General features: G+C 36.5%; 15 protein-coding genes. 1 reads left to right on the top strand and 14 read right to left on the bottom strand.

Annotation, left to right across the window (positions count from 1 at the left end; translation table 11 throughout):
• Positions 1-48: 48 nt before the first annotated feature.
• A complete protein-coding gene (locus LJD61_RS09550) occupies positions 49-483 on the bottom strand; it encodes a Fur family transcriptional regulator (protein ID WP_333783092.1) in 435 nt (144 codons plus the stop codon).
• 172 nt (positions 484-655) lie between these two features.
• Between LJD61_RS09550 and LJD61_RS09545 the strand changes: the two genes are divergently transcribed.
• Complete coding sequence (locus LJD61_RS09545; protein WP_255227413.1) at positions 656-1,846, top strand: pyridoxal phosphate-dependent aminotransferase; 1,191 nt, start codon at positions 656-658, stop codon at positions 1,844-1,846.
• Positions 1,847-1,877: 31 nt separating this feature from the next.
• On the opposite strand, the gene LJD61_RS09540 is transcribed toward LJD61_RS09545, so the two are convergent.
• The 13 genes from LJD61_RS09540 to LJD61_RS09480 form a co-directional block, all read right to left on the bottom strand.
• Entirely contained in the window at positions 1,878-2,159 is a 282-nt protein-coding gene (locus LJD61_RS09540) for a DUF1292 domain-containing protein (protein WP_255227304.1), read from the bottom strand.
• 87 nt (positions 2,160-2,246) lie between these two features.
• Positions 2,247-2,666, bottom strand: coding sequence for a Holliday junction resolvase RuvX (ruvX, locus tag LJD61_RS09535; RefSeq protein ID WP_255227303.1), 420 nt, complete (start codon positions 2,664-2,666; stop codon positions 2,247-2,249).
• Between the two features lie 16 nt (positions 2,667-2,682).
• Positions 2,683-3,630 (bottom strand): aldo/keto reductase, encoded by a 948-nt coding sequence (locus tag LJD61_RS09530; RefSeq protein ID WP_255227302.1) that lies wholly within the window; start codon positions 3,628-3,630, stop codon positions 2,683-2,685.
• Between the two features lie 99 nt (positions 3,631-3,729).
• On the bottom strand, positions 3,730-3,987 hold the full coding sequence (locus LJD61_RS09525; RefSeq protein WP_255227301.1) for an IreB family regulatory phosphoprotein: 258 nt from the start codon (positions 3,985-3,987) through the stop codon (positions 3,730-3,732).
• Positions 3,988-4,057: 70 nt separating this feature from the next.
• Positions 4,058-6,688, bottom strand: coding sequence for an alanine--tRNA ligase (gene alaS / locus LJD61_RS09520; RefSeq protein ID WP_255227300.1), 2,631 nt, complete (start codon positions 6,686-6,688; stop codon positions 4,058-4,060).
• 251 nt (positions 6,689-6,939) lie between these two features.
• Complete coding sequence (locus LJD61_RS09515; RefSeq protein WP_255227299.1) at positions 6,940-7,995, bottom strand: AI-2E family transporter; 1,056 nt, start codon at positions 7,993-7,995, stop codon at positions 6,940-6,942.
• Between the two features lie 22 nt (positions 7,996-8,017).
• On the bottom strand, positions 8,018-8,548 hold the full coding sequence (locus LJD61_RS09510) for a PRC-barrel domain-containing protein (protein ID WP_255227298.1): 531 nt from the start codon (positions 8,546-8,548) through the stop codon (positions 8,018-8,020).
• A 184-nt stretch (positions 8,549-8,732) separates the two neighbouring features.
• The gene (locus LJD61_RS09505) at positions 8,733-8,936 is read right to left on the bottom strand and encodes a rubrerythrin (protein ID WP_255227297.1); all 204 of its coding nucleotides are present in this window, start codon (positions 8,934-8,936) and stop codon (positions 8,733-8,735) included.
• Positions 8,937-9,029: 93 nt separating this feature from the next.
• The gene (gene mnmA / locus LJD61_RS09500) at positions 9,030-10,109 is read right to left on the bottom strand and encodes a tRNA 2-thiouridine(34) synthase MnmA (protein ID WP_255227296.1); all 1,080 of its coding nucleotides are present in this window, start codon (positions 10,107-10,109) and stop codon (positions 9,030-9,032) included.
• Between the two features lie 30 nt (positions 10,110-10,139).
• Positions 10,140-10,511 (bottom strand): Fe-S cluster assembly scaffold protein NifU, encoded by a 372-nt coding sequence (gene nifU / locus LJD61_RS09495; protein WP_255227295.1) that lies wholly within the window; start codon positions 10,509-10,511, stop codon positions 10,140-10,142.
• Between the two features lie 2 nt (positions 10,512-10,513).
• A complete protein-coding gene (gene nifS, locus LJD61_RS09490; protein WP_255227294.1) occupies positions 10,514-11,698 on the bottom strand; it encodes a cysteine desulfurase NifS in 1,185 nt (394 codons plus the stop codon).
• Entirely contained in the window at positions 11,685-12,140 is a 456-nt protein-coding gene (locus LJD61_RS09485) for an RrF2 family transcriptional regulator (protein WP_255227293.1), read from the bottom strand. The genes nifS and LJD61_RS09485 overlap by 14 nt, the downstream gene beginning before the upstream one ends.
• 457 nt (positions 12,141-12,597) lie before the next feature.
• Positions 12,598-13,317, bottom strand: coding sequence for a hypothetical protein (locus LJD61_RS09480; protein WP_255227292.1), 720 nt, complete (start codon positions 13,315-13,317; stop codon positions 12,598-12,600).
• Positions 13,318-13,359: the final 42 nt, after the last annotated feature.

Here is a 13,359-nt window from a genome sequence, read left to right as displayed (position 1 = left end):
GCCTTTTTGACCATCAATGAAAAAAGTATTGCAATAACTTACAATACTCTAATCCCTGCATTCACGGCAGTATCCGAAAAACTTTAAGTTATGATTTATTATTGAAAAGTCGTACTTGCTTTCTACCTCATGCTCAAGCTGCTCGAGCAGGTCTTCTTCCACTTCTACAACTTTTCCGCAATTGATGCATATCAGATGATGATGCTGATGATCTTCGTCATGGTATAATTCATATCTGCTTCTTCCGTCATCAAAATTATGCTTATATACCATCCCTGCTTCATCTAATATCTGCATAGTTCTATATACTGTTGCAAGCCCTATGTCAGGGCAATTATTTTTTACCATCTCATATATCTCTTCAGCACTCAGGTGTTTGCCTTCATTAGCTATAATGACATCCAAAATAGATTTTCTTTGAGGGGTAAACTTAAAACCTTTTTCTTTTATTTTTTTCTTAAGTATTTCATATTCGCAGCCCAAAATCAACATCTTCCTTCACATCATATAGTTTTATTCTATTATCAATTGAAAATATTGTCAATGGTTAATCGGCTCTTGGGCATCTAAATAATTTCTAATCATAGTTTGATTTTTTAGAAAGTTATGTTATCATCTAATTGTACACTATCATGATTTAGGAGGGATTTTATTGTTGAATCTTTCAAAAAGAGCTGATATGATGCCTGCGTCACCAATAAGAAAACTGGTGCCTTTCGCTCAAGAAGCAAAAAAAAGAGGAGTTAAAGTTTACCATCTCAACATTGGGCAGCCTGATATCAAAACCCCTGAATTATTCTTCCAAGCTATTAAAAATTTTGATGCACCTGTATTAGAATATGCTCTATCCCAGGGAAATCTTGAACTCATTGATTCATTCAGAGAATATTATAAAAAATGGAATATTGATTTTGCACAAGATGAAATTATAATCACTAATGGCGGCAGTGAAGCTATAATAATGTCAATGATGGCCATCGGAGATCCAGGGGATGAAGTATTGGTTCCGGAGCCGTTCTATGCAAACTACAATGGATTTGCCTGCGAAGCAGGTATGGAGATCAAACCCATTACAACTAAGGCAGAGGAAGGTTTTCATCTGCCAAGCAAAGCCTATATAAAGAGCCTTATTAAACCTAATACGAGAGCTATCATGATCTCAAACCCAGGCAACCCCACAGGAGCTGTTTATACTAAAGAAGAATTGGTTATGCTTGGTGAAATTGCCTTAGAGCATGGCATTTTCTTGATCGGTGATGAGGTCTATAGGGAATTTATTTATGATGGCCTAAAATTTACAAGCTTAATGGATATAGCAGGGATCGAAGACAGAGTGATAATCTGCGATAGCATATCCAAAAGGTATAGTGCTTGCGGTGCAAGAATCGGCTGCGTATGTTCAAAGAATAAGACCTTCATGAAAACCATAATGAAGTTTGCCCAAGCCAGATTATGTGCTCCGACCATTGAAATGATAGGCGCAACAGCTTTAGTTGATACAGCAAAGGAATATTTTGCAGAAGTTAATCTTGAATATCAGAAGAGAAGGAACATAGTTTACGATGCATTAAAAAACATACCCGGAGTTGTATGTGAAAAACCTATGGGTGCTTTCTATGTGGTAGCTAAGCTTCCGATAGATAATGCAGAAGATTTTGCTAAATGGATGCTTACTGATTTTAATGTTAACAATGCTACTACAATGGTTGCTCCTGCTGAAGGCTTCTATGCTACCCCAGGACTTGGAAAAGACGAGGTCAGATTAGCATATATTTTAAAGGAAGAAGATTTAAAAGCTGCAATGGGCATTCTGGCTAAGGGTATTGAAGCATACAATAAGAGATAAAGTTTAAGAAGTCGGGAAATCCCGACTTCTTTTAGTTTGATTCGTCTTTTATAAGTTCTTCATATGCTTTTATTACTTCGTTCAATTCATCCTCATCTTCTATACCAACGAGAATATCCTCTCCGTTTTCATCTTGTTCCATTCTAAGCACATATACTTCGTCTACTTCATCGGATTCAGGATCAATATCTGCATCTGAAGGCAGTAGAATAGCATACTCATTTTCATCCAATTCTAATGTGGCAATTACTTCAAACTCAGTTTCGTTGCCATCCTCATCATAAAGAACAATGAAATCCATATCATCGCTCATTGTGTCACCTTCTTTCATAAACTTATTGTTATTCTATACTACAGTCTATTCTATGTCAACAGGAACAAAATATTGTCTTTCAAGCATTTACGAGTTTTTTTGAGCATCCATATAGCCTTGCAGTATAAATATTGCAGCAATTTTATCTATAACCTTTTTTCTGTTTTTTCTGCTGACATCGGCTTCAAGCAAGGTTCTTTGAGCCGCTGCAGTCGTAAGTCTCTCATCCCATAGTATTATTTCAATTCCCGGGAAAAAATCTTTAATTATCTCACCAAACTCTATGGACTTTCTGCCTCTTTCTCCAATAGTATTATTCATGTTTTTTGGCAATCCTATTATAATTTTGTCGATATCTTTTTCCTCTATTATATCTTTTAGCTGTTTCATATCTTCATTGAGAGATTTTCGACGGATTGTGCAAATGCCATGAGCTATCCATCCTAATTCATCGCTTACTGCTACGCCTATGGTAGCATCGCCAACATCCAATCCCATGAGTCGCATATCTATCACCCCAAGCCTATATTATCTTTATGCAGAATTCTTTGCAATACCTGCTGCAATAGCCGCATAGAATGCATTTTTCCGGATTTACTACAGCCCGTTTTCCATTTAAGCTTAATGCGCCTTGTTTGCATGCAGATACGCAGGAACCACATCCCTCACACCAGAAATCTATCAGCAGCTTTCTCTCTTTTTTGCCTATAGACGCTCTAATATGGCTTGGGATAGTCTTCCCTTCAAATAGCATAGTATTAAATATCACTTCTTCAATGCTCTGCATCCCTACCGCTACTGAATGTATATCCGGATTTTCAAGCACAAAACCTATAGATTCCTCTACCATGTTAAGCAAATTGCCGCCGCCCAAAGGCTTCATCGAATATATCCCTTTGCCCATAGAATTAGCTTTTGCAATAGCATTTTTCATATCTGATACACTGCCGTCAATAATACCAAGGCCGGCTTTATTATAGATGGGATGTATTATTTGTATATCATCATATTTCAATGCAGCTCTCACTCCTGCAACATGATGAGTTGATATGCCCAGCGCTCGTATATAACCTTTTTCTTTTGCCCTTAACAAGTATTCTATAGCCTCACTATGACCTCTCAATGTATGTTCGCTTTCCTGTTCGTGAAGCGAAAAAATATCTATGTAATCTGTGTTTAATTCTGTTAATGCCATCGTAAGGCTTTTTTCTCCGCCCTCGTAAGAGTAAGCATAGGATTTGGTTGAAAGAATAAACTTATCTCTTTTGCCTTTTATTGCTTCCTTTATATAAGAATAATTTTCATATAATTCCGCTGTATCCAGAAAATTGACTCCGCGGTCATAGGCTTCTTCTATAACCCTCACTCCGTCTGCAAGGCTTAGGTTTGATTGAAGAGGGCTTATTGTTAAGCTTCCAAAACATAGTTTAGATACTATAATGTCCGTATTGCCTAAATTTACATATTCCATACTTTCCTCACCTATTTCATAATCCATCCATCAACAAAAAGACTGGAAGAAGTCACAATGCTGCTCCTCCAGCCCATATTGAATACTATTGATTACGTTTTATTTGTCTTTAACGTATGCCCTTACCAGCTCTTCTAAAAGCTCATCTCTTTCCATTTTCCTTATAAGACTTCTAGCATTATTATGACTCGTTATATATGTGGGGTCTCCGGAAAGTATATATCCAACAATCTGATTTATTGGATTGTACCCTTTTTCAAGCAAAGCTTTATAAACGCTTATGAGTATTTCAGAAGGCACATATTCTTTTTCCTTGTCTACTTTAAATTTCATCGTTTCTTCAATGTTAGAGTACATTATGACACCACCTTCCGTAATTTACTATCTTAATGATAATATAGTAACGAGCACATTTCAATGTTTTTTATTATATTTGCTTTGCAATTATTACAGGCAGGGCGTCCTTTATTTCGCCAATCTTGCCGTTATCCTTTATACCGCCTTGAGCCATATCAGGCCTTCCGCCGCCGCTGCCATTGCCTATTTTAGTTATTTCCTTTATTATATTTCCTGCATGTATGCCCTTTGATACTGCAGATTTTGATGCCATAGCCAAAACAGTTGTTTTATCAGTGCTTTTTGAATAGAGAATTACCAGGCCATTATCCAGTTTTTCCTTAATCTTATCTCCAAGAGCCCTCATGTCTTCAAGGCTGGATGAATGCGCATCAATCACAACATATCTTACATTTTTAACTTCACTTGCTTGGGCTAAATACTCATCTAAAACCGCTTCTGCAATTTTGCCCTTTAATGACTGTATTTCTTTTTCCATGCTTTTCGCATCTTTAATTGTATGTTCTATTTTTCTCAGCAGCTCATCTTCATTTGTTTTTAATTTTGAACATGCATTGATTATAAGGTTTTCTTTATCTAAAAGATACTCATATAAGGCTTCTCCTGTAATCGCTTCAATCCTTCTTACGCCGGCCGCGATTCCGCCTTCACTTACTATTTTAAACATTCCTATTTGGCTTGTATTGTTCATATGGGTTCCTCCGCATAGCTCTATGCTGTAATCCCCCATTTTCACAACCCTTACAATATCGCCATACTTCTCTCCAAACAGAGCCATGGCACCCATGTTCTTAGCTTCCTCTATCGTTGTTTCGGTTATGGTTATGTCCATTCCCTTCCATATGTTGGCGTTTACTTCTCTTTCCACCTTTTTGATCTCATCTTCAGTCATCGCCTTAAAATGAGAGAAATCAAACCTTAGCCTATCCTTTTCCACAAGGGAGCCCGCTTGCTCTACATGAGATCCCAGTATATTTCTAAGGGCTTTATGAAGCAAGTGTGTCACTGAATGATTTCTTGCTGTAGCCAATCTTTGCTTCTTATCTACCGTAGCGACACATTTGTCACCTACAGAAACCTCGCCTTCTAAAACTACACAACTGTGCGCATATCTTCCTCCGACTACTTTTTTACAGTCTACAACCTGGAGTTTGAAGCTTTCTCCTTCAATAAACCCAGAATCTGCTAATTGGCCTCCGCTCTCTGCATAAAAAGGTGTCTCAGGCAATATAACGCTTATATTATCTCCTTTTTTACCTTTATCAACTATGATATTATCTGCAATAATTGCTTTAATAATACTGTGGACGGTCAATTTATCATATCCTACAAAATCCGTCTTTACATCTTTATCCAATTTGGAATATATATCTTCTTTCCAGCCTTCTGCCTCATTATCACCTCTAGCTGTCCTAGCCCTCTCTCTTTGAAGCTCCATCTCATTGGCAAAGGAATATTCGTCAACCTTCAGTCCCTGTTCTTCCAGAATATCCTTTGTTAAGTCCAGAGGAAATCCGTAGGTGTCATAAAGCTTGAATGCAGCTTCCCCTGAAAGTGTGTCGCTGTCACCCATAAGCTCGATATATTCCTGTAATTTTTCCAGGCCTTGCTCTAAGGTTTCCTCAAATCTCTCTTCTTCTATGTCAATTATATTTTCAATATATTCTTCTTTTTCTTTTAACTCAGGATATGCATTATGATACAGTTCAATCACTTTCTTTGAAACCTTGCTCAGGAAGGCTCCTTTAAGCCCTAGCAGCTTGCCATGTCTTGCACCTCTTCTAAGAAGCCGCCTTAAAACGTACCCTCTGCCTTCATTGCTCGGCAATACTCCATCAGAAACCATGAAAGTAACGCTTCTGATATGGTCAGTTATAACCCTTATAGATACATCAGTCTTTTCATCCATTCCGTATTCTACTCCAGCCAGGCTGCATATATATTCTAAGGTATATTTTATTGTATCTACTTCAAAAATATTATCGACCTCTTGCATTATAGCAGACATTCTTTCCAAACCCATGCCTGTATCAATATTTGGGTTAGCCAATCTGTTATAATTGCCTTCCTCATCTTTATCGAACTGGGTAAAGACCAGATTCCAGAACTCAATATATCTGTCACAATCGCATCCGAATTTGCAGGTAGGTTTGCCGCAGCTATATTTTTCCCCGCGATCAAAATAAATCTCAGAACAGGGTCCGCAAGGTCCTAATCCAATTTCCCAGAAATTATCTTCCTTACCCATTCTTACAATCTTTTCAGGTGCTACTCCTATTTTTTCATTCCAGATTTCAAAAGCTTCATCGTCATCCTGATAAATAGTAACCCAAAGCCTATCTTCCGGCAGCTCCAGCCATTTTGTACAAAACTCCCATGCCCAAGCGATCGCGTCTTCTTTAAAATAATCGCCAAAAGAAAAATTTCCCAGCATTTCGAAGAAAGTTCCATGCCGAGCTGTTTTTCCTACTCTCTCAATGTCAGGAGTCCTTATGCATTTTTGGCAGGTCGTCACTCTTTTATTGGGGGGCGTTTCCTGACCGGTAAAAAAGGGTTTTAATGGTGCCATACCTGAATTTATCAATAGAAGACTCTTATCCTTTTCAGGGACCAGAGATGCGCTTTTAAGCCTTAGGTGGGCTTTCGTTTCAAAAAAACTAAGAAATTTCTCTCTTATTTCATTTAAGCCTAGCTTCTCCATAGTTATCCTCCTCTTAAAGTAAATGTAGGTAATAAGAAAGGCTTCCTTGGGAAGCATTTTAACTATAAGGGGAGCCTTTCTTTAAATTCATACTTTTCTATGAATTATAAAAATCTTCATCCCTAATGGGATGAAGCCAATTCCACGGGACTTCATTATATTTCTTTTCAGCATAATATGTAATTATTAATAACAAAAATTATATATTACTGTACAAATTTTGTCAACTTCCTGGTATTATATGCAGTTTTTTAAATAATATTTTTCAAAAAATGACGCATGCACAGCTTTATTACTGCAGCAACGGGCACGGCTATTATTAAGCCTGTAACGCCGAAAATTTTACCGCCTATAAGCAAAGCCATGATCACATATATAGGATGTATACCAACGCTTTCTCCTATTACTTTAGGTGTTATAATGCCGCTTTCAATTTGCTGTACTAACAGGTAAGCTCCTGCTGCATATAGTGCTTTTGTCGGTGAATCTAGAAAAGCAAATATTATAGTTGGTATCATACCTATTATTGGGCCAAAATATGGTATGATGTTAGAGATGCTTGCAAATATTCCCAGAGTCAAAGAGTACTTGACCCTGATTAAAACCAATGCTATGGTTGTCAGCACTCCTACAACCGATGAAATAAATATCTGCCCTCTTATATATTTGCCGAAAACATTATCAATATCTTTAAATAGTTGAAGAACTTTATTCCTTTTTGATTTCGGCAATATTAGTATGAGCTGGTTCTTAAAGTATTCAGAGTCCTTAAGCATGTAAAAAGTAAGCACAGGCACTATAATGAAATTGAATGCTTTTGAAAAAAAATTTATTATTGAATCAGCAGCATTTTGCAAAAAAGAGAGAATCATATTCTGAACAAGCAGCATATTATCATCAATTATATCTTTAAGTCCTTGAGGCAAATCACTATTGATATATCCGTCCTGAAACTTTTTATACAGATTTTTGAACTGCTGTGCGTATATAGGTATGCTTTCTACTAAAACAGAAATATCTTTAAATAGCTTTGGGATTATAAATAAACCGAAGAATATAACTAATGATAGAAATATGGTATATACTAAAATAACACTATTAAGCCTTTTTAGGCCTTTCTTCTGAAAAAAATGCACTATTGGATTAAGAAGATAGGCAAGCAGTGCCGATATAAGAAATGGGTTTAGAATATTGGACAAAAATGCCCTATATTTATAAGCAAGCAACAAAATAATAAATATAATTAAATATTTGATCAGCTTATATAAGACTTTTTTATTGTTTATATTGTTTATATGATTTATCATATATATCAACCCATTAAATTTATTAAATAAGCTTATTCATATTGAGCAAGCCTCTGCCTTGTTCCTGCACTATATCTTTATAGAAAAGAGTTACTGCATTTGAATCAATCTTATAGCCGGACCCTGCTGCAATAAGTTTTCTGCCTGTAAAAATATCGTCTATATAGCCTTCTGAAAATTCAAAGCATGTAAAGGATCCTGTTTCCATATCTAACAATGCATCTCTGATAATACCGATAAGCTCATTATCTCTATTTAAGACTATTTTATTTGAAAAGTCATGTTTATATGATAAACCAAAATATAAACTATTATTATAATCAAAGTCATGAGGCACATAACTGCTTTTGACATATAATCCATCTTTGTTTACAGATAATAAATCGTTATATAAAATTAAGGAGAATTCTTTTTTGAGAATTTTTCTTCTCCAGACAAAGCCTAGTATTTTATTGCTATTCTTTTTTAATATAACATCATATACTAAAGAGAACATCTCTTTAGATTTATTGTTAAAGATAGGCTTTTCTAATATTTCGCTGCATCTGATCAATGATAAAACCCCCTAAATATTTTGCTTATCATTATCATTTGTAGTCGGTAAAAAAAAATGATTGAAATATAATGTAAGAAAGGCTTCCATTGGAAGCCTTTCTTAAAATTCATCAGGTCAAATTAAAACTAAGGGAATTTATGATTTCTATGAATTATAAAAAATAAAGACCGTACAACGGTCTTTATTGATCTTGCTCATATTTATTATACATTTCCTTTAAGCTGCTAGCTTGCATCCCTTGCTCTTCGGCAAATTTTTTGAAAACATCCGCAACTTTTTCGTCTTCTATTCTTTTAGAATACATTTCAAAATCACGAACCTGCTCCATAGTATTCATCCAGGCTCTCTGCAAGCAATCTCTTGTGTTCATTTTATCATCAGACATGAATACACCTCCAAAAGCTTTTTAACACTGAACGAAGTCTCGTATCTACAAATAATATTAGCCTATTAGTGTTATTTTATACTTTTAGAGTTATTATTTCAGTATTACTCCTCCGCCGATCAAATAATCATCCTGATAAAATACCACAGCTTGACCTGGTGTTATAGCTCTTTGAGCTTCATCAAAAATCAATTTTATACGGTTTTCTGCAATAGGCATAGCCCAGGCACTGCTTTCTTTTGCGCTGTACCTTATTTTTGCTTTGACTCTCATTGGATTTTGAAGTCGATCAAAGGGAAGAAAATTTGTATTTATTGCTATAAGCTCATCTTTAAACACTTCACTTTCTTCACCCAGTATGACTTGGTTTTTCTCGGCTATGATATCCACAACAAACATCGGCTTTCCAAGAGCTATACCAAGGCCCTTCCTCTGCCCCACAGTGTAATACACTATACCTTTATGCGTTCCCAGCACATTGCCTTTTGTATCCAAGAATTTGCCCGGTTTAATATGCTGCCCTCGTTTTTGCTCCAGAAACTTCCCATAGTCATTATCTTCTACAAAGCAAATTTCTTGGCTGTCAGGTTTATCGGCCACTTCTAGGTCCAGCTCTGCAGCAATCCTTCTCGTTTCTTCTTTTGTATAATCGCCTAAAGGCATAAGAATGTGTTCCAGCTGATTTTGAAGCAAGTTGTATAGTACATAAGTTTGATCTTTTGCAGCAGTTGCTGATTTTTTGATCAAATATCTGCCAAGATTCTCATCATGCATGATTCTTGCATAATGACCTGTTGCCACATATTTAGCTTCCAGGGCTTCGGCTTTTCTTAACAACGCATCAAATTTCACATATTTATTGCAGGCTATACATGGATTGGGAGTTCTTCCTTTGAAATACTCATCAATAAAATAGTTAACCACTTTTTGATCAAATATCTCAGTAAAATTCATTACATAGAAAGGGATGCCAAGCTTGTTGCATACCCGCCTGGCATCATCTACAGCAGAAAGAGAACAGCAGTTGTCTCTTCCGCTGTCCTTTTCAAAATCCTCATTACTTCTAAGCTTCATCGTTACTCCAACAACATCATAGCCCTGTTCTTTCAAAAGGTAAGCAGCCACAGAGCTATCAACGCCGCCGCTCATACCGATAATTACCCTTTCCTTCATCCGTTGCACCTACTATATTGTTTTCTATCGTTATTTATTATTTTTCTTTTTATAATCCTCTATAGCAGCTTTAACTGCTTCTTCTGCCAATACAGAGCAATGTATCTTTTGAGGCGGCAAACCATCCAAAGCTTCAACCACAGCCTTATTAGTGAGTTGGAGCGCTTCATCTATGGTTTTGCCTTTTATCATTTCTGTGGCTATGCTGCTTGTAGCAATAGCTGCTCCACATCCAAAGGTTTTAAATTTGACGTCTTCAATAACATCATCCTCTATTTTCAGGTATATCTTCATTATATCTCCACATTTTGCATTGCCTACTTCGCCTATGCCGTCAGCATTATCTATTTCACCTACATTTCTAGGTGCAGTAAAATGATCCATTACTTTTTCACTGTACATTATTATTTTCCTCCCTTTACTTTCTCATACAACGGAGACATGCTTCTGAGCCTCTGTACTATCTCAGGCAAAACTTCCAAAACATAATCTATATCCTCTTCCGTATTATCATCGCCCAAAGTCAATCTTAAAGATCCATGGGCTATTTCATGGGACAAGCCTATGGCTAAGAGCACATGAGACGGATCCAATGAACCGGATGTGCATGCAGAACCGCTTGAACCGGCAATCCCCTTCATATCAAGATTCAGAAGCAAAGATTCTCCCTCAATGTATTGAAAGCAGAAATTTGCATTGTTGGGCAGCCTCTTTTCCGGATGACCATTCAATCTTGTATAAGGTATTTTTTCCATAACCCCATCTATGAGCTTTTTTCTCATCTTTAGCAGCTTCTCATTATGGCTATCAATATTTTCCGTTGCTAATTCTATCGCTTTACCGAGCCCTACAATTCCCGGCACATTCTCTGTTCCTGCACGCCTACCTCTTTCCTGTCCTCCGCCTAAAATCAGGTTCAATATCTTGGTCCCTTTTCTGATATATAGTGCGCCTATACCTTTAGGGCCATAAAATTTGTGGCCGGAAAGGGACAGCATATCGATATTCTGTGCTTTTACATCTATTTTAACATTTCCAACTGCTTGAACTGCATCAGTGTGAAAATATATTTTTCTCTCCCTTGCAATTTTCCCAATCTCCTCTATGGGTTGTACGGTGCCTATTTCATTATTGGCATACATTATTGATATGAGAATAGTCTCATCAGTTATTGACGCTTTTAAATCTTCAAGGCTTATCATTCCGTAACTGTCTACTGGAAGATAGGTTACTTTATATCCTTCTTTTTCTAATTGCTCACAGGTATGCAGAACCGCATGATGCTCTATGGCAGTTGTTATTATATGATTCCCTTTATTCTTGTTTGCATAGGCGACACCTTTCAATACCCAATTATCTGCTTCAGTACCTCCGGCAGTAAAAAATATCTCTTCAGGCAAGGCGCCTAAAGCCTTGGCAACTCTCATTCTAGCTTGATCAACAAGTTTTTTGGCATCTCTTCCAAAGCTGTGAACACTGGAGGGGTTCCCATAATTGGTTGTAAATACTGGCAGCATTTCTTCCAAAACTTCTTGCTTGGTCCCTGTTGTTGCTGAATGATCAAGATATATTCTTTTATTCATCTTCATTTCTCCTCTTTATATTTGTATTGTTATTAAGCCTATGATAGTCATCGACCATATCCTGAAGGTTTATCGAGTCAATAACGTTGTTGATGCCCTCTGTAATCTTCTCATATAAGAGTCTTGTAGCACAGTAATCTGCTTTGCTGCATTCAGGTTCACTTTCCAATACACATTCCGCCGGAGCCAGCGAACCTTCCAGAATTCTTATAATTTCTCCTACTTTTATTCTTGACGGCTCCTTTGCTAATTCATAACCCCCTTGGGCTCCTCGGGTACTGGTAACAAGACCGCTTTTTCTTAGAGGTGATATCAATTGTTCAAGGTATGTATCTGAAAGTGATTGTTTATTCGCTATATCTTTCAGAGGCATTGCACCTTTTCCATAGTTTAATGCTAATTCAAGCATCATTTTTAGACCATATCTGCCTCTAGTTGACAGTATCAAAATATCAACCTCCTTTTTGAATTCCTACTAATAAACTAGGATTTCTTCTTTAAATTTATCACTTTATATAAATGCTGTCAATTATTTTTTACATATTATTTGTAATTTCTAATAATATATTAAGGCGCAGCCTAAGACCTATAGCCTTGAGCTGCGCCAATCTATATTAAATTGCCGATACAAATGTGTATCAGCAATACCTGATGTATAATAATCAATAAAAGGTTAGAAAGTTCTAACCTTTTATTGATTTGTTCAGTCTTATAAGTAGTTTATCTATATCTATTCTTCTCATTTGAGCAGCCTGCTCAATCGTTAACTTTGAGAATCCTCCTCAGCCGCACCCAAGTCTATCAACGTGATAAAATCTGAAGACTTTTAGAGATTTAGGATATTGTTTTATTACATCGGCTATAACTGAGTTTTTTGTGATCATATCCCTATGCATAGTATTCTATTAATCGCAGTAGGGGTTTTCATCATTTATTTGAGGAGGATTAAAGTTTGGAATATCTATGAGCTCAAAAGTATCACAGAACTCTTCTTCTGAGCACTCATCAGTGATTTCACAGGTTCCAAATACAGGTATGCATAATTGAACCTCAGCATCAAATTTAATAGCAACAAAAATTCCTATATTTGTTATGAGGGTATCGCCTGTAAATTCGTTGTTTTCTTCATCAATAACTGCTTCACTTAAGCATTGCAATTCAAAGGCCTCTTGATCAATAAAGTGAAGCAATCTGTTAAATGTCTCCTCTGTTACTCCCGGATATATTCTTCTGACACTGAAGCTAAAGCACAATTCTCCGTTTGGTCCTTTTGATAGTGCTGTTCCTGATGGTATACTTTTTACCCTAAGTCTGATTATATTTCCCTTTGAGTCTTTAGCAAATACTTGGCAGCAGCACTTTCCTGAAAATCTAAGTCTTTTCTCCGAATTTGTGGAGGCATTCTTGATTTGAGGATTAATGATAACACAATTTCTTAGTATCAATGTGGGCTCAATGCTTCCTCTGAAATTCTCATGGCATTCATCAACTTCAAATTCAATGCCTTCTACGCATTCTCTTAAAACGAATTCATCAAATACCTTTTTAACCTTTACACACTCTTTGAATATCGTGGTTCCCCCTATGCTTATTGAACCAGTGCATTCTACCTGAGGCAATGGCATATATGAACACCTTCCTTACATGATTATATCTTTCATAGTACA

The sequence above is a fragment of the Lutispora saccharofermentans genome, from assembly GCF_024363565.1.
Taxonomy (GTDB): domain Bacteria; phylum Bacillota; class Clostridia; order Lutisporales; family Lutisporaceae; genus Lutispora; species Lutispora saccharofermentans.
This window is presented reverse-complemented; position numbering and strand designations above follow the sequence as displayed.

Bases quoted from the DNA above. Each gene is read 5' to 3' on its own strand.
- LJD61_RS09515 (WP_255227299.1), bottom strand. From the start codon at position 7,995: ATGATAAATCATATAAACAATATAAACAATAAAAAAGTCTTATATAAG.
- LJD61_RS09480 (WP_255227292.1), bottom strand. From the start codon at position 13,317: ATGCCATTGCCTCAGGTAGAATGCACTGGTTCAATAAGCATAGGGGGA.
- ruvX (WP_255227303.1), bottom strand. From the start codon at position 2,666: ATGCGACTCATGGGATTGGATGTTGGCGATGCTACCATAGGCGTAGCA.
- LJD61_RS09525 (WP_255227301.1), bottom strand. From the start codon at position 3,987: ATGTACTCTAACATTGAAGAAACGATGAAATTTAAAGTAGACAAGGAA.
- LJD61_RS09505 (WP_255227297.1), bottom strand. From the start codon at position 8,936: ATGTCTGATGATAAAATGAACACAAGAGATTGCTTGCAGAGAGCCTGG.
- LJD61_RS09530 (WP_255227302.1), bottom strand. From the start codon at position 3,630: ATGGAATATGTAAATTTAGGCAATACGGACATTATAGTATCTAAACTA.
- nifS (WP_255227294.1), bottom strand. From the start codon at position 11,698: ATGAAGATGAATAAAAGAATATATCTTGATCATTCAGCAACAACAGGG.
- alaS (WP_255227300.1), bottom strand. From the start codon at position 6,688: ATGGAGAAGCTAGGCTTAAATGAAATAAGAGAGAAATTTCTTAGTTTT.
- nifU (WP_255227295.1), bottom strand. From the start codon at position 10,511: ATGTACAGTGAAAAAGTAATGGATCATTTTACTGCACCTAGAAATGTA.
- LJD61_RS09540 (WP_255227304.1), bottom strand. From the start codon at position 2,159: ATGAGCGATGATATGGATTTCATTGTTCTTTATGATGAGGATGGCAAC.
- mnmA (WP_255227296.1), bottom strand. From the start codon at position 10,109: ATGAAGGAAAGGGTAATTATCGGTATGAGCGGCGGCGTTGATAGCTCT.